General features: G+C 63.4%; 18 protein-coding genes. 7 read left to right on the top strand and 11 right to left on the bottom strand.

Annotated features, from left to right (window positions below; all coding sequences use genetic code 11):
- Positions 1 to 251 precede the first annotated feature (251 nt).
- From clpS to WFR25_RS01100, 3 genes are all read left to right on the top strand, one after another.
- Positions 252 to 596, top strand: a complete 345-nt coding sequence (clpS, locus tag WFR25_RS01110; protein WP_336974558.1) for an ATP-dependent Clp protease adapter ClpS — start codon at positions 252 to 254, stop codon at positions 594 to 596.
- Positions 597 to 760: 164 nt separating this feature from the next.
- Positions 761 to 1,117: a hypothetical protein gene (locus tag WFR25_RS01105; protein ID WP_336967734.1), complete on the top strand. Its 357-nt coding sequence runs from the start codon at positions 761 to 763 to the stop codon at positions 1,115 to 1,117.
- Positions 1,118 to 1,183: 66 nt separating this feature from the next.
- The gene (locus tag WFR25_RS01100) at positions 1,184 to 1,648 is read left to right on the top strand and encodes a hemerythrin domain-containing protein (protein ID WP_336967731.1); all 465 of its coding nucleotides are present in this window, start codon (positions 1,184 to 1,186) and stop codon (positions 1,646 to 1,648) included.
- A 21-nt stretch (positions 1,649 to 1,669) separates the two neighbouring features.
- On the opposite strand, the gene WFR25_RS01095 is transcribed toward WFR25_RS01100, so the two are convergent.
- Complete coding sequence (locus WFR25_RS01095) at positions 1,670 to 2,074, bottom strand: DUF1489 family protein (RefSeq protein ID WP_336967729.1); 405 nt, start codon at positions 2,072 to 2,074, stop codon at positions 1,670 to 1,672.
- A 26-nt stretch (positions 2,075 to 2,100) separates the two neighbouring features.
- Complete coding sequence (mgtE, locus tag WFR25_RS01090) at positions 2,101 to 3,552, bottom strand: magnesium transporter (protein ID WP_336967726.1); 1,452 nt, start codon at positions 3,550 to 3,552, stop codon at positions 2,101 to 2,103.
- 144 nt (positions 3,553 to 3,696) lie between these two features.
- On the opposite strand from mgtE, the gene WFR25_RS01085 reads away from it, so the two are divergent.
- The gene (locus WFR25_RS01085) at positions 3,697 to 4,149 is read left to right on the top strand and encodes a peptidylprolyl isomerase (protein WP_336967724.1); all 453 of its coding nucleotides are present in this window, start codon (positions 3,697 to 3,699) and stop codon (positions 4,147 to 4,149) included.
- Here the strand turns inward: WFR25_RS01085 and WFR25_RS01080 are convergent.
- The 4 genes from WFR25_RS01080 to WFR25_RS01065 all read right to left on the bottom strand — a co-directional run bounded on the left by WFR25_RS01080 (position 4,146) and on the right by WFR25_RS01065 (position 7,669).
- Complete coding sequence (locus tag WFR25_RS01080; RefSeq protein WP_419723126.1) at positions 4,146 to 4,802, bottom strand: hypothetical protein; 657 nt, start codon at positions 4,800 to 4,802, stop codon at positions 4,146 to 4,148. The genes WFR25_RS01085 and WFR25_RS01080 overlap by 4 nt on opposite strands.
- A gap of 20 nt (positions 4,803 to 4,822) precedes the next feature.
- On the bottom strand, positions 4,823 to 5,473 hold the full coding sequence (locus WFR25_RS01075) for a peptidase (RefSeq protein ID WP_419723125.1): 651 nt from the start codon (positions 5,471 to 5,473) through the stop codon (positions 4,823 to 4,825).
- A 265-nt stretch (positions 5,474 to 5,738) separates the two neighbouring features.
- Positions 5,739 to 6,215: a low molecular weight protein-tyrosine-phosphatase gene (locus WFR25_RS01070; protein WP_336967721.1), complete on the bottom strand. Its 477-nt coding sequence runs from the start codon at positions 6,213 to 6,215 to the stop codon at positions 5,739 to 5,741.
- Entirely contained in the window at positions 6,212 to 7,669 is a 1,458-nt protein-coding gene (locus tag WFR25_RS01065; protein ID WP_336967718.1) for an ATP-binding protein, read from the bottom strand. The genes WFR25_RS01070 and WFR25_RS01065 overlap by 4 nt, the downstream gene beginning before the upstream one ends.
- A 102-nt stretch (positions 7,670 to 7,771) precedes the next feature.
- On the opposite strand from WFR25_RS01065, the gene WFR25_RS01060 reads away from it, so the two are divergent.
- Entirely contained in the window at positions 7,772 to 9,673 is a 1,902-nt protein-coding gene (locus WFR25_RS01060; RefSeq protein ID WP_336967714.1) for a methyl-accepting chemotaxis protein, read from the top strand.
- Positions 9,674 to 9,735: 62 nt separating this feature from the next.
- Positions 9,736 to 12,438: a phosphoenolpyruvate carboxylase gene (ppc, locus tag WFR25_RS01055; RefSeq protein WP_336967713.1), complete on the top strand. Its 2,703-nt coding sequence runs from the start codon at positions 9,736 to 9,738 to the stop codon at positions 12,436 to 12,438.
- A 57-nt stretch (positions 12,439 to 12,495) separates the two neighbouring features.
- On the opposite strand, the gene WFR25_RS01050 is transcribed toward ppc, so the two are convergent.
- The 5 genes from WFR25_RS01050 to WFR25_RS01030 form a co-directional block, all read right to left on the bottom strand.
- The gene (locus WFR25_RS01050) at positions 12,496 to 12,882 is read right to left on the bottom strand and encodes a hypothetical protein (RefSeq protein ID WP_336967712.1); all 387 of its coding nucleotides are present in this window, start codon (positions 12,880 to 12,882) and stop codon (positions 12,496 to 12,498) included.
- A gap of 136 nt (positions 12,883 to 13,018) precedes the next feature.
- On the bottom strand, positions 13,019 to 13,561 hold the full coding sequence (locus tag WFR25_RS01045; RefSeq protein ID WP_336967710.1) for a hypothetical protein: 543 nt from the start codon (positions 13,559 to 13,561) through the stop codon (positions 13,019 to 13,021).
- A gap of 11 nt (positions 13,562 to 13,572) precedes the next feature.
- On the bottom strand, positions 13,573 to 14,130 hold the full coding sequence (locus tag WFR25_RS01040; protein ID WP_336967707.1) for a demethoxyubiquinone hydroxylase family protein: 558 nt from the start codon (positions 14,128 to 14,130) through the stop codon (positions 13,573 to 13,575).
- Positions 14,127 to 14,606: a disulfide bond formation protein B gene (locus WFR25_RS01035; protein WP_336967705.1), complete on the bottom strand. Its 480-nt coding sequence runs from the start codon at positions 14,604 to 14,606 to the stop codon at positions 14,127 to 14,129. The genes WFR25_RS01040 and WFR25_RS01035 overlap by 4 nt, the downstream gene beginning before the upstream one ends.
- Before the next feature lie 9 nt (positions 14,607 to 14,615).
- The gene (locus tag WFR25_RS01030; protein ID WP_336967703.1) at positions 14,616 to 15,998 is read right to left on the bottom strand and encodes a S41 family peptidase; all 1,383 of its coding nucleotides are present in this window, start codon (positions 15,996 to 15,998) and stop codon (positions 14,616 to 14,618) included.
- Positions 15,999 to 16,166: 168 nt separating this feature from the next.
- Here WFR25_RS01030 and WFR25_RS01025 point away from each other — a divergent pair, with 168 nt between their 5' ends.
- Positions 16,167 to 16,796, top strand: a complete 630-nt coding sequence (locus tag WFR25_RS01025; protein WP_336967701.1) for a nicotinate-nucleotide adenylyltransferase — start codon at positions 16,167 to 16,169, stop codon at positions 16,794 to 16,796.
- The last annotated feature ends 9 nt before the right edge of the window (positions 16,797 to 16,805 follow it).

Here is a 16,805-nt window from a genome sequence, read left to right as displayed (position 1 = left end):
GACCGGGAAGGGGCGCCCTTTGCATTTGGTCTGGCCGCAACGCCTGTCGGGCTTCAATAGGCGATCCATTGGCGCATGCATGGCGATATGGCGTTCGGTTGCGCGTAAATGGGGGTTAACGCGCTGCTCGCCCCCTTGCCTCCGTCAGAAAATTCGCCATATTCCTGTCCATCATGAATAGTATCGGCGCTCCCTTCTCTTCGCCTCGCCTGTTGGCGGCGGCAATATCCTCGTCCCGCTTGTCGGCGCATATGCCGCTGTCGATGGCGGGCAAGGATCAGGACGACGGCGAGGATGGCGGCCCTAATGTCGGTATCGCCACGCGCACCCGCACGCGGACCCGCAAGCCGTCGCTCTATAAGGTGCTGCTGCTGAACGACGACTACACGCCGATGGAGTTCGTCGTCCACGTCCTCCAGCAATTCTTCCGCATGGATATGGAGGAGGCGACTCGCGTCATGCTCCACGTCCATCAGCGCGGTGTCGGGGTGTGCGGCATCTTCAGCTACGAAGTGGCCGAGACCAAGGTCAATCAGGTGATGGACTTTGCCCGCCAGAACCAGCACCCACTCCAGTGTACGCTGGAGAAGGCCTGATTGCTGCAGAGGCATGCAATCGCGCCGTTGAAAGCAATGGGCCGTAAATTTTAGGGCAAGCAGCGCTTTTTTGCGTGAAAAACCTCGCCTCCTCGGTTTTTTGGGGTTGATCCCGAATCATGTTCGTGAAACTCTGATGACACCAGATCAGCAGGGGAAGAGATTTGGCTTCAGCCTTCGACAGTGGTGTACTTGTGCCCTCTCGTACTGCCTACGCCAAGCGTATCAGTAGCCATTTGGCCGCCGCGCTTGTGACCTTTGCCCTGCTCCAGATTTTCATCATCGCAAAAACGGGTGGATCGCTCGTTCTCCATCTTGGCATCATCATTGCGATCGGCGGCTTCGCCATGGCAGCACGGGCGCTGGAACATCGCTGGGTCATGCTCGATCAGGGCGGGTTGCCGACGGCAGGCCTCGCGTTGCGTTTTCGTCGCGATCTTATCCAGCTTTGGGGCGCGAGCATTTTCGGCGCGCTGCTGTGGATTCCTGTCGCGATCATCTATCGCGCTCTTTTCGGCTGATCGGTTCCGACTGCGGACACAAATGCCGGTTCATGGCTTTTCCTTTGGTAACCCGGAGGACATCACATGGCCGACACAACAATCTTCGACCGTTTGAAGCAGGACCATGACGCGCATCGCCAGCTTCTCGACAAGCTGATCGACGCAAAGGGCGAGCCTGATCGTCGCGAAAAACTGTTCGAGCAGTTCAAGGTGGAAGTGACGGCGCATGCCGCCGCCGAAGAGGAATCTCTCTACGCCACCATGCTCGCGCGCCCCGACTTGCGCGAGGATGCCCAGCACAGCGTTTCCGAACATAAGGAAATCGACGATTATCTTGAGGAGCTGGATGGCCTCAAGATGGATGGCGACGCCTGGAACAGGAAGTTCGCGGAGATGAAGAAGCGGTACCTCCACCACATTGATGAGGAGGAGGAAGAGATGTTCCCCGCTGCGGCCAAGGAACTGACGGCGGATGAGGAGAAAAAGCTCGCCGCCCTCTTTGCCAAGCGCAAGCCGGCCGAACTGGAGCGTGCCGAAGCCGCCAAATAATCTTCATCTGATGTATCGCGTTTAGACCAGTCCTAGCCGCGATAATTCACCCAGCATTGCTGGCGGCATCGCATCGCGTTCATCCGCTTCGCCGTCGCCAAGGTCGGCGGGGGCATCCGCGTCCGCCAGATAGCGCCAGCCCTGATGCGCGCGCTTGGGCGCGGATCGGACCGCTATCAGGCGTGGCTCCAGCCGAATCCAGTAGCGGCCCTGCCCCGTCTCCTGAAAGCCCAATATGGGGCTGCGTCCCACCAGCATATGCCCGTGAATCCAGTAGAGCGACCCGCCTGCCATCTCTTCGACCCGCTTGGGCAAATAGCGGGTGGTCAGTCGCGCCTCGCCATGCGGCCCATGGCTTTCCAGCCAGGCGCGTAGGGTGGCGGGACTTTCGCTCTGAAAAGCAATCTTGGTCAGGTGCAGCGGCATGATGGCATCAAAGATGGGGCGCGGCTTTAGCCAGTCAATCCCGCTGCGGTGGCCAGGCCCAGAAAGGCCAGAAAACCCATTGAATCGGTGATCATCGTCACAAAGATGGAGGAGGCGACCGCAGGGTCGGCGTTCATCCGGTCGAACGCCAGTGGAACAGCCGCGCCCGCAAATCCGGCCGTCAGGATGTTCGTGACCATCGCTGCGGCAATCACCGCGCCCAGATGTGGGTTCTGAAAGACCAGGCCAACGCCGATGCCCAGCACGATGGCGACCGTCGCGCCGTTCAGGAAGGCGACCCGCATCTCGCGCAGGATCGTGCGTTTGGCGTTCGATGCGGTGATCTGGTTGGTGGCCAGCGCCCGGACGGTGACGGCCATGGTCTGGCTGCCTGCATTGCCGCCTACACCCGCGACGATTGGCATCAGCGTGGCCAGCGCGACCATCTGCTGGATCGTCCCTTCAAAAATACCGATGATGGTAGAGGCGACCAGCGCGGTGATCAGGTTGGTCAGCAGCCAGCGCACCCGCGCCTTGTAGCTGTCCAGCACCGGCTCGTTGATATCGCCCTCGCCCGCGCCGGACAGGCGAAGAATGTCCTCGCCCGCTTCCTCGGAGATGATGTGGACCACGTCATCGACGGTAATCATGCCGACCAGCCGGCCATTGGTATCGACCACGGCGGCGGAGATCAGCGCATATTTCTGGAAGCGCAGCGCGACTTCCTCCTGATCCATATCGACCGGGATCAGGGTTTGCTCACGTTGCATGAGGTCGGACATGGCGATGGCGCGCGGGCAGGTCAGAATCCAGCTAAGCTGGCAGGTGCCGATTGGCTTGTGCGCCTCGTCCACCACGAAGATTTCCCAGAAATTCGTGGTCGGGTCGGGCATATCGCGTAAGTAGTCGATCACCTGACCGACCGTCATATGTTCGGGCACGGCCACCAGGTCGCGCTGCATCAGGCGGCCGGCGGATTCTTCGGGATAGGACAGCGCGCTTTCGATCGCGGCGCGGTCCTCGGGGTCGAGGGCGTCGAGGACCGCCTGCTGGTCGGCTTCCTCCATATCCTCGATCATTGCTACCGCGTCGTCGGTATCCAGTTCGGCCGCGAACTCGGCGACCTGTTCGGGCGCCAGCGCGTCGAGCAGGTCGTCGCGCACATAATCGTTGAGTTCCGACAGCACTTCGGCACCGACCAGATCGCCCAGCGCTGCCGCCACTTCGCCGCGTTGATCGGACGGGGTCAGTTCCAGCAGGTCGGCGATGTCGGCGGGGTGCAACGGGGAGACGAGGTCGCGTGCCGCGTCTTTGTCGCCAGCCTCCACCGCATCCAGCACGGCGGAGACGAATTCGGGTTTCAGCCGGTCATCCTCGTCATGTCTCGATTGAGACTCGGCGCGCGATTCCGCCGCCTCGACGAAGGTGTCGTGGTTATCCTCTGGCCTGGGGTCGGCCGCTTCTGGGCGTTCGCTCATCGCGCGCCCTACTGTCCGGTTCCTGAAGCATCGCGGACCTTTCGCTCATGCACAATATAATTGCAATGGGGCAACGGGCTTCCATCGGGCGCCGCAGCCTCTATATGGGCCAGATTGCCTATCCCCAAAGAAGAGGACTGCCCGATGGCCGACGAAACGCTTACCCTTTCCCTCGACAGCGGCGGCGACGTCGTGATCAAGCTGCGCTCCGATCTTGCCCCCGGCCATGTCGAGCGGATCGTCACGCTGGCGAAAGAGGGCTTCTATGACGGCGTGGTCTTCCACCGCGTGATCCCCGGCTTCATGGCGCAGGGCGGCGATCCGACCGGCACCGGCATGGGCGGATCGAAGCTCCCCGACATCAAGGCCGAGTTCAACCGCGAGCCGCATGTCCGTGGCATCTGTTCGATGGCGCGTTCGTCAAACCCGAACAGCGCCAACAGCCAGTTCTTTATCTGCTTTGACGATGCCACCTTCCTTGACGGTCAGTACACCGCCTGGGGTGAAGTCACGTCCGGCATGGAGCATGTCGACGCGCTGCCCAAGGGCGAGCCGCCGCGCACCCCCGGCAAGATCGTCAAGGCGACGGTTGCTTAAGGTCTGACAAGGCCATCGGTGGCGGAAATAGCAGCGCTGGTTTCCGCCACCACACTCGCTACCTGGGGCGCATAGGGTCCGATCGACTCGATATGCCACCGACGGTCGGCTGCACTTGATCCGGGTACGTCATTGACCCGGCGCAGCGTCACCTGACGCAGTACATACCAGGGCTTTCCACTGGCGGCGACACGGGCATAGACTTGCACGGGCACGCTGACGTAGAGCGATCCGGCCGCGCCTTCGGCCTCGCCCGGTGCGCCGATATTGGCGTGAATCTCACTAAAGCCCCGGAAGCGGGCGGCGAAGGCCGCGTCATCCTGCGACCCGATGGCGCTGCGATCTGCCCACAGATCCTGTGCGTCGGAAAATCGCTTCTCCTCCAGCAGCCCATAATAGCCCTGGACGACCTGCGCCGCGCCTTGTGCGCTGTTCGGGTCGATCGTCCCTTCGACCAAAGGTTCGCGCGACGCCGGAAGGCCGCCGGGAGTGCCGGGCGCGGGAGGTGCCAGCGGTTCCAGCACCGCCTGCGCTTCGGCTGTGAAGCTGTTCTGCACCTGCACGACATTCGCGCCATTGGCGAGGTTGTCGAGGGCGCTCTCTTCCCGTCCGTCGCATGCTGCCAGTGCAGCGACGAGGAACAGGCTTGTCATCCGTATATACCCCACCCGCATCAGTTGGGCTGAGTCCGAGGTGCGCCATTCCGGCCCCGCACACCATCGCTGCGCGTGCGAGGGGCGTCGCGCTGGATGGAGCGTTGAGGGCGCTGAACGCCCGGTTGGCCGACGGATTGCCCAGATCTCCGGTCGGCGCGCCAGCCTTGTCGATTGCCGTTAGTCACGCCGTCCGGCCGGGGGCGACCCTGCCATTGCCGACCCGGAACTGAGGGCGTTGTGGTCGTGGGCGCGCCGTTGCGTCGCCCGTTCCACCAGCCCTCGCGGCGACCGTTTCCGCGGCCATTCCCACGTTCGGCCCCGCGTTCGGCCCCTCGTCCGGCCCCGCGTCCGGCATTGTCGCGTCCGCGCCATTCGGAGCGACGTCCTTCCCAATAGGATCGCTGCCCGTTGTTCCAGCGATGGCGCCGTCCGCCCCGGTCATAAACATAATAGCCGGAACCCGGATAATAAAAGTCGTTGTACCAGCCGCCGTAGGAACCTGGGTAATAGCTGCCGCCATAGCCGTCATAATAACCACCGCCATAATAGCCGCTGCCCACGCTAACGCCGCTATAGCCATAGCCGTCATCATAGGCGCATCCGCCCAGCAGTATCGCGCCCGTCAGGCCGATGGTCGCCAGCAGCCGTCGTCCTTTCCCGATCATCATCCCAGCCATCATCCGATCCTTCCGCGCATGCATGCGCTCATAGCCTGTATTGATAACGCGCGCTGGTTGAATTGTTTGTGAATGAAGACCGGCGGTCCTTCATGTTTATCCTGGGTTCAGGAAAGCAGGGCATTTGTTCATCTGTCTGACAGAAACCGTGATATTTCCGTTACATATTTGATCGAAAGGCCGATCGGTTCGATGAGCCGAGCAACCATCCCCATGGCTCGCTCATTATGCTTTCGTCCTTTGGGCAGGCCTTTCCTTATCTTGCGTCTTGCAGCATCGTGACGATGGCCCTGGCTGCGCCCGACACATCGTCCCAGGTCACCTCGAACCCGGCGTCTTCACCAAAATAGGGATCGGTGACGCCGCTCCCTTCACGGCCAGGTATCAGGTCCATGAGCAAGCCGAGGTGTGCGGTGCCGTCCGATGGACGAATGCGTCGCAGCCCTTTCAAATTCTCTCCGTCCAGCGCGAAGATATGGGTGAAGCGATGGAAATCCTCCGCCGTGACCTGACGTCCGCGATAGCCGCTTATGTCGATACCGTGGCGTTTCGCGGTCGCCTGCGCGCGGGGATCGGGCGGGCTGCCAACATGCCAGTCACCGGTTCCTGCCGAATCGGCCTCCACCGCCAGGCCCGCTCGCGCGGCTTCCACCCGCAGCGCCGCTTCGGCCAGGGGAGAACGGCAGATATTGCCCAGGCATACGAACAGGACCGATGGGGTGGACGTGTTCATGCGTCCGCCGCCGCTGTGCTGAGGCCCAGAACGGGGACGCCGATAGATCGCCGTCCACCGAAATCGGTTCGCGCCACAATCACGCCCAGCTTCTCCATATAGTCGATCAGCCGCCGCACCCGGCCCGGCGAACTGGTGCCGTAGGCGCGGGCCAGCGTCACGTCGTCCGGGCAGGGGAGGCCCTGCATCGCCGCCCGCGCAATCAGCAGGAAGGGGGCCAGCATATCTTCCGGCAGCGGATCGGCGGCGCGCATCGGATCTTCCCAGCGTGGATCGTGGATGTCGGTCATCCCCGCCTGCGCCATGGCGAAGCGGCGGCGGAAGGCGGCAAGGTCCATCGGCACGCGCGTCAATCCCTTCATCCGGCAACGAACGGTGAAATCCTGATAGAGCGTTGCGATGGCCGGAGGCGCGCGATCGGCGCAATCGGCGAGGATATCTTCCAGAACGCCGACGATCACCGGCTCGTTATCCGCGAACTCCAGTTCGGGGGCCTCCGGTCGCGCCTCGATGGACGGCCCCGCCGACAGCGATCGAAGCAGGTCGTCGACGGGCACCGGCGCGGGGCGCGGATCGGGGCGGGACGGGGCGGCGTCCTCCTCCATCTCTGCAAAGAGCAGCGTCTGAAACTGTTCGGCGCTGGTCGGCGGTGGCGGCATCAGCTTGTGCGTGCCGCCCCGCGTGCTGGTCTTTACCGCGCCGATTCGCACCGACACCGGACGGCGGCAGATGGCGGGGCCAAGCGCCAGGAAGCGTCCGCGCTCCAGGTCGCGAATCTGCTCGGCCTGCCGCCGCTCCATGCCCAGCAGATCGGCGGCGCGCGCCATGTCGATGTCCAGGAAGGTGCGGCCCATCAGGAAGTTGGACGCCTCCGCCGCGACATTCTTGGCCAGCTTGGCAAGGCGCTGGGTGGCGATGACGCCCGCCAGCCCGCGCTTGCGGCCCCGGCACATCAAATTGGTCATCGCCGCCAGCGACACCCGGCGCGCGTCGTCCGACACATCGCCAGCGGCGGCGGGCGCGAACATCTGCGCCTCGTCCACCACCACCAGCGCAGGATACCAATGATCGCGCGGTGCATCGAACAGGGCATTGAGGAAGGCTGCGGCGCATTTCATCTGTGCGTCGATTTCAAGCGATTCGAGGCTGAGGACGACCGAGGCGCGATGTTCGCGAATCCGGGTCGCCATCTTGCCGATCTCGCGCTCGCTGTAGTCGCCCGCGTCGATCACGACATGGCCATATTCGTCCGCCAGCGTAACGAAATCGCCTTCCGGGTCGATGACCACTTGCTGCACCAGCGCCGCGCTTTCTTCCAGCAGACGGCGCAGAAGGTGCGATTTCCCCGACCCGCTATTGCCCTGCACCAGCAGGCGGGTGGCAAGCAGTTCCTCCACGTCCATCCGCACGGGCGCGCCGGCTCCGTCGGTTCCTATGTCGATGCTGGCGGTCACGCCGCCTCCTTTGGCCCAGCGGCAGGGGCAGACGCAAGCGCATAGCGATCCAACTGATCCAGACTCATCATTTTTAAACTTCCAGCTCCTATTGCTGGCAGGATGAAGCTTAATCCGCTCCGTCGGGCATTGATCCGTCGGTGGCATGATCCCAGGGCGCAGCAGCGCGACTATGAACTCAGCGACACGATGGTGCCGCTTTTTGGGATGATATTGCTCGCGATCATTGGTGCGGCGCTATTGCTCTGGCTGCTGGTCGACCGGATCGAGCAGAATGCCGATGCCAATTTGCATCGGGTGGTGGAAGGCGCGCTCCAGCGTGAGAAGAGCGCGCTCGGTACCCATGCCGTGGCTGCCGCGCGATGGGATGATGCGGTTGTTCACCTTTATGGCGAACTGGACCGGGCATGGGCCGACAAGACCCTGGTCTATGAGGACATGGCGGTCCTCGTGATCGACCGCCAGGGCAGAACGCGCTGGGCCGCCCGCGCGGTGCAGGACGGCAAGGGGCATGGGGCAGTCAATCTGCGTTCCGCGATGCCCGAAGCCGTTGCTGGACTGTTGGGCAGCTTGCCAGCCAGCAGAAGCAAGGCGCTCGGGACGGCCGATGCCGTGACGGGGTTTGGCTGGTTCGAAAAACAACCGGCCATCTTTGCCGTGCGTGCGATCACCCCCTGGACGCCAACGGTGCAGATGCCGCAGACCGACATTCGCTATCTGGTCATGGTGAAGCATATCGACCAGCGCAGTCTGGCAGCGATGGGGCAACCCTATGATTTGTCGCTTCGCTGGGCAAAGGGCGCGATTGCATCCGGGTGGCACAGCGCCCAGATCGAAGATCCGCTGGGGCGTTCGCTGGGGCGCGTCGAATGGCGTAGTGCCGGGGCAGGCCGGGGGGCGTTCCGCAGCATATTGCCCGCCATCGTCATCATCTTTCTGACGTTCATCATCATGTCGGCCTGGCTGGCGCATCGCCTGATGCGGGCCTATCGGGCGCTGCGACTGTCTGCGAAGACGGCCCGCGCGGCGGAGGGAGAGGCACGCGCCGCTGCTGCAAGGGCCGAGGGTGCGCTGGTGCAGGCAGAAGCCTCACGTCAGGCGCTCGCCACCAGCGCGGAACAGGCGGCGCGCGACCAGCGACGGCATGAAGAGGAATTGCGGCGCAACGGGCGGGAGATCGCCGCTGCGCTGGAACAGTCGATGGCGGCACTGGTGCGGCAGATGCTCGATACCGCAAGTGCGCTCGAAGCGAGTGCAGATGATACGCTGGATTGCATAACGGCGCAGCGCGGCCATGCCGGGACGGTGGTCGATCGGGTGCGGGAAACCGCTCATTCGGCGCGCGCGATTACCGCGACCATCGACGATCTTACCGCCTCGATCAGCCATTTCACGGCCTCCGCCGACGACCTGCGCGCGTCGGCGGAGTCGGCCAGCGGGCAGTCCGCGCAGGCGCGCGAGGCCAATGACAATCTACGCCACCATGTGGCGTCAGTGAACGAGGCCGCGACCCTGATCGCCGACATTACTGGTCAGACCAACCTGCTTGCGCTCAACGCCACGATCGAGGCGGCCCGTGCTGGTGAGGCAGGGCGCGGCTTCGTGATCGTCGCCAACGAGGTGAAGGCGCTCGCGGGTCAGACCGCCCAGACCACGCGGGACATCCATGCCCGCGTCGATGGTATCGAACAGGCCGCCGAACGCACATTCGCACTGGTCGGATCCGTCGACGCAATCCTGGGCAAGCTGGCCGCCGCGATTTCCACCGTATCGCAAACCGCGCATCGCCAGCGTCAAGCGGTCGAGGATATACAGAGGGTATCTCATTCGGTGGCGCTGGACGCGGGCGCTGCCGACCACGCCGTGGGCGCCATATCAGCCGCGCTGCGCCAGACGGCGGAGGCCGCCGCGCAAACGCGTGAGCAAGGCGCTGCCGTGCGCCAGCGCGCGGAACAGTTGCAAGAGGAATTTGGCCGATTGATCGTGGCGCTCAAGGTCGCCTGAAATCGTTTTCACGGAGGGCGGAATCGCTTGACCGTTTCGGTGCTGCGGTGCAGCATGTGGACATGGCTACCGCATCCCAGCAGGCGACCGCTCCGGCGATAACGCAAAACCCTGATATCCGTTTTCTTGGCCGGCTGCTGGGCGATGTCATCCGGGCCTATGGCGGCGAGCATCTTTACCGCCAGACCGAATATATCCGCTCTGCCTCGGTCGATCGCGCGCGTGGCGTGGATGGCGCGGATTTGGTCGATACCGGTTTGGGGGCGCTCAGCCTCGACGACACCTTGTCCTTCGTGCGCGGGTTCATGCTCTTCTCGATGCTCGCCAATCTGGCGGAGGATCGACAGGGCGTGGAGGCGGAGCCGGGTGCGGATGTCGCCTCTGCCCTCGCGCGGCTGGAATCGCACGGCATCAGCCGCGATGCGGTGCTGGCGCTGCTGTCCGATTCACTGATTGTACCGGTACTCACCGCTCACCCGACCGAGGTGCGGCGCAAGAGCATGATCGATCACAAGAACCGCATCGCCGACCTCATGCTGCTGAAAGACACCGGCCGCACAGAGACGGAGGATGGCGAGAAGATCGACGAAGCCATTTGTCGTCAGATCGCGCTGCTGTGGCAGACCCGGCCGCTGCGCCGCGAAAAACTATTCGTGGCCGATGAGATTGAGAATGTTCTCACCTATTTCCGCGACACTTTCCTGCCGGTTCTGCCTGCCCTTTACGGGCGCTGGGAGCGGGTATTGGGCGCGCGGCCACAGAGCTTTCTGCGCGTCGGGTCGTGGATTGGCGGCGATCGCGATGGCAATCCCTTCGTGCAGGCGCCGCAACTGGAATTCGCGCTTTCGCGGGGCGGTCAGGCAGCGCTGGCCTATTATCTCGACGCGTTGCACGCATTGGGCGCGGAACTGTCACTCTCGACCGAACTGGCCCATGTGCCGCAGGCGGTGCTGAATCTGGCCGAAGGCAGCGGTGACAATAGCCCCAGCCGCCAGGATGAACCCTATCGCCGCGCGATTTCGGGCATCTATGCCCGTCTGGCCGCGACCTATGTCAAGCTGACCGGTGGGCAGCCACCGCGCCCGTCCAGCCTGAAGGGCGAGGCCTATGCCATGCCCGCCGACCTCCGCCATGACCTCGTCACCATCGCCCAGGGTTTGGCAAGCGAAGGCGATGGGGCACTGTCCTCCGGCGGGGCGCTGGGGCGCCTGATCCGCGCGGTGGAGACGTTCGGTTTCCACCTCGCCACGCTGGACATGCGCCAGAACAGCGACGTGCATGAACGGGTGGTTGCCGAGTTGCTGAAGGTTGCTGGGGTAGAGGCGGACTATGCCGCGCTCGACGAATATGCGCGCATTGCTCTGCTGCGCCGGGAGTTGGGCAATAATCGACCGCTGGGATCGCGCTTTGCCGCTTATTCGGAGGAGACGGCGTCGGAACTGGCTATCGTTCATGCGGCCGCGCAGGCGCAGCGTACTTACGGCCCTCAGTGCATCACCCATTATATCATCTCCAAGGCTGAAAGCGTGTCCGACATGCTGGAGGTCAACATCCTGCTGAAAGAGGCAGGGCTGTGGCGCGCGACCGAACAGGGCAAGCCGCCCCATGCTGCGATCATGTCGATCCCGCTGTTCGAGACGATCGCCGATCTTGAGGCTGCGCCCAAGATCATGTCCGCCTATTTCGGGCTGCCCGAAATTGCGGGCGTGGTGAAGGCGCGCGGCCATCAGGAAGTGATGATCGGCTATTCCGACAGCAACAAGGATGGCGGCTATATCACCTCCACCTGGAGCCTGTTCAAGGCGAGCAAGGCGCTGGAGCCGGTGTTCGCTGAAGCGGGTACGGCGATGCAATTATTCCATGGTCGCGGCGGCGCGGTCGGGCGCGGTGGCGGTTCCGCTTTTGCGGCCATTCAGGCGCAGCCCAAGGGCAGTGTGCAGGGCCGCATCCGCATCACCGAGCAGGGCGAGGTGATCGCCGCCAAGTTCGGCACCCGCGACGTCGCCGCCGTCAATCTGGAGGCGATGACCAGCGCGACGCTCCTTGCCAGTCTGGAGCCAGAGGGGATTTCGGACCGGGACGCGGCGCGTTTTGCCGGCGCGATGGACGAGCTGTCAAACACCGCTTTCGCCGCCTATCGCGACCTTGTTTACGGGACGGAGGGGTTTAAGACCTTCTTCCGCCAGTTGACCCCGATTCAGGAAATTGCGGGTCTCAAGATCGGCTCGCGGCCCGCCAGCCGGACCAAGAGCGATGCGATCGAGGATCTGCGCGCCATTCCATGGGTGTTTAGTTGGGCGCAGGCGCGCGTCATGCTGCCGGGCTGGTATGGCGTTGGTCATGCGCTTGCAGCGTTTGAGGACAAGGCGCTGCTGGCCGACATGGCGCAAAGCTGGTCGTTCCTGAAGTCGGCGCTCGCCAATCTGGAAATGGTGTTGGCCAAGTCGGACCTGGGCATCGCCGCGCGCTACCTGCCGCTGGTCGAGGATCAGGAGGCTGGAGCGAAGATGTTCGGGCGGATCAAGGAAGGCTGGGCCATGGCCCATGACGGGCTGCTCGCTGCAACGGGTCAAAGCCGCCTGCTGGAGAAAAGCCCGGCGCTTGACACATCGATCCGGCTGCGCCTGCCCTATATCGAACCGCTCAACCTGTTGCAGGTGGAATTGCTCAAGCGGCATCGTGCGGGGGAAGATGATCCGCGGATCAAGGAAGGTATCGAGTTGTCGATCAACGCGATCGCCACGGCTTTGCGGAATAGCGGGTAAGCGCGCTACGGTAGAGCAAATGAATCCTGATTTTCGTCAGGACGATCTGAAAACAACTCAGGGAATCCCAGCCGACTCCTGCATCCGTCGTTCGGCGAACCATTGTTGCAGCATCTTGGCCGTGCAGCCGGTGAACCCGTTGCTGCCGATTGCCGAACAACTGCCGGGCAGGGTCTGCCGCTGCACATTCTCCATGGTCGCCACCTGGCTACCCCAGCCGGGACCGCCCGACACGGCCGGCTTTTCGCGCAGCTTCTTGGGGATGCGATAGCGTTCGGATTCTGGCTTGCGCGCGCAGACGACGATCTCGTCCCCTTCTGCCTTGGGGCAGGCATCGTCACCATAGACAATCAGGTTGAAGATGCGTTGTGGTGCTTCGGCGCGAGCCGGGGTGGCTGCGATTAGCAGCGGGCCAAGGAGCAATAGGGGGAGGGAAGCGCGCATGAGGACTGTCTTTCTGCCGATAGCGGCGTGAACCGAAGATGACCGGCGGCAAATATCGAACGTCCCCTTTTTTCCTAGACGCCGCGCTCTTTCCCTATCCGTCAGCGCGGCGATGCCGGTTTATGGTTTGGCCCATTCATGGTTGCGGCGGCGTTGCCTGCTTCTCGGCCGCTTCCTCTTTCTTCACCCGTGCTTCGATCGCCTCGGAATCCTTGTCGATGGTGGACAGGCGCCGACCGCGCTCCGCCTCGACCAGATCCTTCCAACTGGCATTGTCGGCCTGCTGCCGTTCGGCCTTGGCCTGCCGTGCGAGTTTGGTGAAGCAGCCGGTCGCGCCGCCGCCGCCGACGGGTGAGCAGCTCTCTGTCCCTTGCGCGCCGACATATTCCATAGACCGCACCCGTTCGCCCCACGCTTGATGGGAGGGCTGATTAGGATCGCCCCGCAGCGGCTCGGGTATGCGATAACGTTCTTCCTCACCCTTGCGCGCGCACACGACGATATCATCACTGTTGGGCGATTGTGGGCAGGGGTCGTCGCCATAGACGATGACCAGATTGACGCGCTCTGACTCACTTGTGGTCGTAGCGGTCGGAGCCACCTCCGCCGGTGTTTGGGCCAGCACGGGCGCGGCGGTGCCCAGCATCAGGGCGGCGGCGATCGTCAGGCTCTTCATCATTTCGAACATCCTCAAATACGCTTCGACAGCGCGATGGCAGCGCGGCAGCCCAGACGGATCGCACCTGACAGCAGCGGATAGGCGGGCGCCTGTTCCGCTCCATGGGCAAGGGCGGCTTCACGATGCTCGACCTCCTCTGCCTGGAAATCCGCGATGCTCTCGCTTAGTTCCGGGTCCTGGTTGCCCAGTGCGTGCAATTGCTCTTCATAGTGGCGGTCGATTTCGGTTTCGATCGCGGCGGTGCAGGCCATCGCCGCCTTCGGACCGATCGCCGCCGTCACCGCGCCCAGCGCGAAGCCCGCAACATTCCAGATCGGTTGCAGAGCGGTCGGGCGCACGCCACGCGCTGTCAGCATCGCATCGAAATGCTGACGGTGCCGCTCTTCCTGCGCCGCCATGCCCGCGATGATGCGGCCAAAGGGATGCCGGTCGCCCATCACCGCCAGTTGCCCGGCATAGATGCGCGTCGCGCCATATTCGCCCGCCTGATCGACGCGCAGCATGGAGGCGCGATCCACGGTGTCGGCCCGTTTTCCGGGGCACGGGAAATCCTTGGGTTTCCTGTTCATGCGCGGCTCCTCTTGCCCAGCAGGACAAAGATGGCGATCGCCGCGCCGACCGACAAGAGGCCATTATAGCCGGCCATCGAAATGCCCAGCAGCGACCAGGGGGCGACATCGCATCGGGTGATGGGTGCGGCCATGATCGACTTAAGAATATCGCCGCCGCCGCTGCCAAGGGCGGTCGAACAGGCGGTCAACCCTTCCCACCAGCCATATTCGACCCCGGCATGAAACAGGCCGATGAGGCCGCTGATGGCGATGGCGCCCGCCGCCAATCCGGTGAATAGTCCGCTGATCCGTCGTTGTGACTGGGCGGCATAGGCCATCAGCGCCAACGGGATCGCCACCATATGCGGATAGCGTTGCCACCAGCACATCTCGCACGGATGCAGCCTGCCCAGATATTGGAAGGCGTAAGCGCCGCCCAGCAGGACCAGCGGTGTCGCCAGCGCTAGCGCGCGGGCCAGAACAAGAGGCTTCATCCGTCTGGATCAATGCGTCGCGGGCTTGCGCGCCGCGGGCTTGGGCGAGGATGCCGGTGTGGGAGCCGGCGCGGCTTGGGCCACCATGGCGCCGGGCTTGGCCGCCAGCCGCCCGATCGTCCTCAGCGCATAGTCGAGCTGGAAGTCCTCAATTCCCTTCTTCTTCAGCTCCTCCGCTGACATGGCGAAGCGGGGGTCTTCCTTCGTGTCCTCTTCCAGCGTTTTGTCATCCACCTTTATCTCGTTGATGAGGTGGCGGCGCAGGTCGCTTTCGCGGAATTTAGGCCGGTTCTTGTAATCGGGGTCGGAAATCTGCGGCACACGAATGTCCGGCTCGATCCCGCCCTCCTGCACCGAGCGGCCCGATGGCGTATAGTAACGCGCGGTCGTCAGCTTGAGCGCCGTGGTATTGCTGAGCGGCAACATGGTCTGCACGCTGCCCTTGCCGAAGCTGCGCTCGCCCATCACCAGAGCGCGATGCTGGTCCTGCAACGCGCCCGCGACGATCTCCGACGCCGACGCCGATCCACTGTCGACCAGCACAATGACCGGCAGGCCCTTCGCATCGTCGCCGGGCTTGGCATAATAGCGTTCCACATCGCCCTTCTGGCGGCCGCGCTGCGATACGATTTCGCCGCGTTCCAGGAATACGTCGCTGGTCGTCACCGCCTCGTCCAGCAGGCCGCCGGGGTTGGAGCGCAGGTCGAGTATATAGCCGGTCGGCTTGTGGCCCAGCGACTTGTCGATGCTGCGGATCGCCGACTTCACGTCCGCGCCGGTATTGGCGGAGAAGCTGACGATGTTGATGACGCCGATGCCGTTCTTCACTTCCCATTTCACCGGCTTGATCTGGATGATCTCGCGCGTGAGGGTCAGTTCGATCGGCTTGTCGCGGCCGGTGCGCACGATGGTCAGCTTGATCGACGTGCCGGGCGCGCCGCGCATCTTGTCGACCGCCTCGTCCAGCGTGCCGCCATAGATGAGCTGGCCGTCCAGATGGGTAATATAATCGCCCGACTTGATGCCCGCGCGATAGGCGGGCGTATCCTGGGTCGGGGCGATCACCTTGACCGCGCCATCCTCCTGCGTGACCGACAGGCCAAGGCCGCCATAGCTGCCCTCTGTCTGGGTCCGCAGATTCTGGAAATCGCGCGCATCAAGGAAGCTGCTGTGCGGATCGAGGCTGGCGAGCATGCCGTCAATCGCGCCCTTGATCAGCTTTTCATCGTCGACCTTTTCGACATAGTCGGTGCGGACTTTCTGAAACACGTCCATGAATTCGTCGAGCGCCTTGTAACTGCTGCCCTCCGCATCCGCGAGTGCGGCGGTGGTGGCGGGAATGAGGGCAATGGCGCCGAGCGCAACGGCGCCCTGCAGGAAAGCGGTCTTCATGGGTTTCGTGAGTCCTGACATGGAAGGCGCAATATAGACGGTTTCTCTGGCGAAGCAAAAGTTGCACTCTACCAATATCATACAGGCTCGATGAGCGTCGGGTTAATGGCAGGGCACATCATTGCCCGCTTATTGTCTTGGGCCGCTTTCCCTGTCATCGGATATCTCATGAAGCGTATCGGACTGCTGGGCGGATCGTTCAATCCCGCGCATGGGGGGCACAGGGCCATATCCCTGTTCGCGGCGCAAGCGCTTGGATTGGATGAGGTGTGGTGGCTGGTGTCGCCGGGCAATCCGCTCAAGCCCAGGGCGGGCATGGCGCCGCTCCGCGCACGATTGGCACGGGCGCAGAAAATCGCGCGCGGCGCCCCGATTCGTGCCAGCGCGATAGAGGCCGTGTTGGGTACCCGCTATACTGCTGATACGCTGCGCGCACTAGTCCAGCGCTTTCCCCGCAACCGCTTCATCTGGTTGATGGGCGGGGACAATCTGGCCCAGTTTAGCGAGTGGCGGGACTGGCGGGGGATTGCCCGGCGAATGCCCATTGCCGTAATCGCCCGGCCGGGCTATGATAGGGATGCTCGTGGTTCCGTGGCTACGGGTTGGCTACGGCGCTTCGTCCGGCCCGCGCGCCAGAGTGCAGACTGGACGAATTGGAGACCGCCGGCGCTCGTGCTTATGCGCTTTCGCCCTGATCCAAGATCGGCAACCCTGCTCCGGCAGGCTGACCCCCTCTGGCATCGCGAATATGAATTTGCACGTGTGCGCGACCCGCTCACGCGTCGGCTGATCGTCTAGAATGGAGCT

This window comes from Sphingobium aromaticiconvertens (assembly GCF_037154075.1).
Taxonomy (GTDB): Bacteria; Pseudomonadota; Alphaproteobacteria; order Sphingomonadales; family Sphingomonadaceae; genus Sphingobium; species Sphingobium aromaticiconvertens.
This window is presented reverse-complemented; position numbering and strand designations above follow the sequence as displayed.

Coding starts and splice junctions, on each gene's coding strand:
- WFR25_RS01085 (WP_336967724.1), top strand. CDS start 3,697: ATGGCCGACGAAACGCTTACCCTTTCCCTCGACAGCGGCGGCGACGTC.
- WFR25_RS01060 (WP_336967714.1), top strand. CDS start 7,772: ATGAAGCTTAATCCGCTCCGTCGGGCATTGATCCGTCGGTGGCATGAT.
- clpS (WP_336974558.1), top strand. CDS start 252: ATGCCGCTGTCGATGGCGGGCAAGGATCAGGACGACGGCGAGGATGGC.
- WFR25_RS01030 (WP_336967703.1), bottom strand. CDS start 15,998: ATGAAGACCGCTTTCCTGCAGGGCGCCGTTGCGCTCGGCGCCATTGCC.
- WFR25_RS01100 (WP_336967731.1), top strand. CDS start 1,184: ATGGCCGACACAACAATCTTCGACCGTTTGAAGCAGGACCATGACGCG.
- WFR25_RS01040 (WP_336967707.1), bottom strand. CDS start 14,130: ATGAACAGGAAACCCAAGGATTTCCCGTGCCCCGGAAAACGGGCCGAC.
- WFR25_RS01075 (WP_419723125.1), bottom strand. CDS start 5,473: ATGATGATCGGGAAAGGACGACGGCTGCTGGCGACCATCGGCCTGACG.
- WFR25_RS01025 (WP_336967701.1), top strand. CDS start 16,167: ATGAAGCGTATCGGACTGCTGGGCGGATCGTTCAATCCCGCGCATGGG.
- WFR25_RS01045 (WP_336967710.1), bottom strand. CDS start 13,561: ATGATGAAGAGCCTGACGATCGCCGCCGCCCTGATGCTGGGCACCGCC.
- WFR25_RS01035 (WP_336967705.1), bottom strand. CDS start 14,606: ATGAAGCCTCTTGTTCTGGCCCGCGCGCTAGCGCTGGCGACACCGCTG.
- mgtE (WP_336967726.1), bottom strand. CDS start 3,552: ATGAGCGAACGCCCAGAAGCGGCCGACCCCAGGCCAGAGGATAACCAC.
- WFR25_RS01050 (WP_336967712.1), bottom strand. CDS start 12,882: ATGCGCGCTTCCCTCCCCCTATTGCTCCTTGGCCCGCTGCTAATCGCA.
- ppc (WP_336967713.1), top strand. CDS start 9,736: ATGGCTACCGCATCCCAGCAGGCGACCGCTCCGGCGATAACGCAAAAC.
- WFR25_RS01080 (WP_419723126.1), bottom strand. CDS start 4,802: ATGACAAGCCTGTTCCTCGTCGCTGCACTGGCAGCATGCGACGGACGG.
- WFR25_RS01095 (WP_336967729.1), bottom strand. CDS start 2,074: ATGCCGCTGCACCTGACCAAGATTGCTTTTCAGAGCGAAAGTCCCGCC.
- WFR25_RS01070 (WP_336967721.1), bottom strand. CDS start 6,215: ATGAACACGTCCACCCCATCGGTCCTGTTCGTATGCCTGGGCAATATC.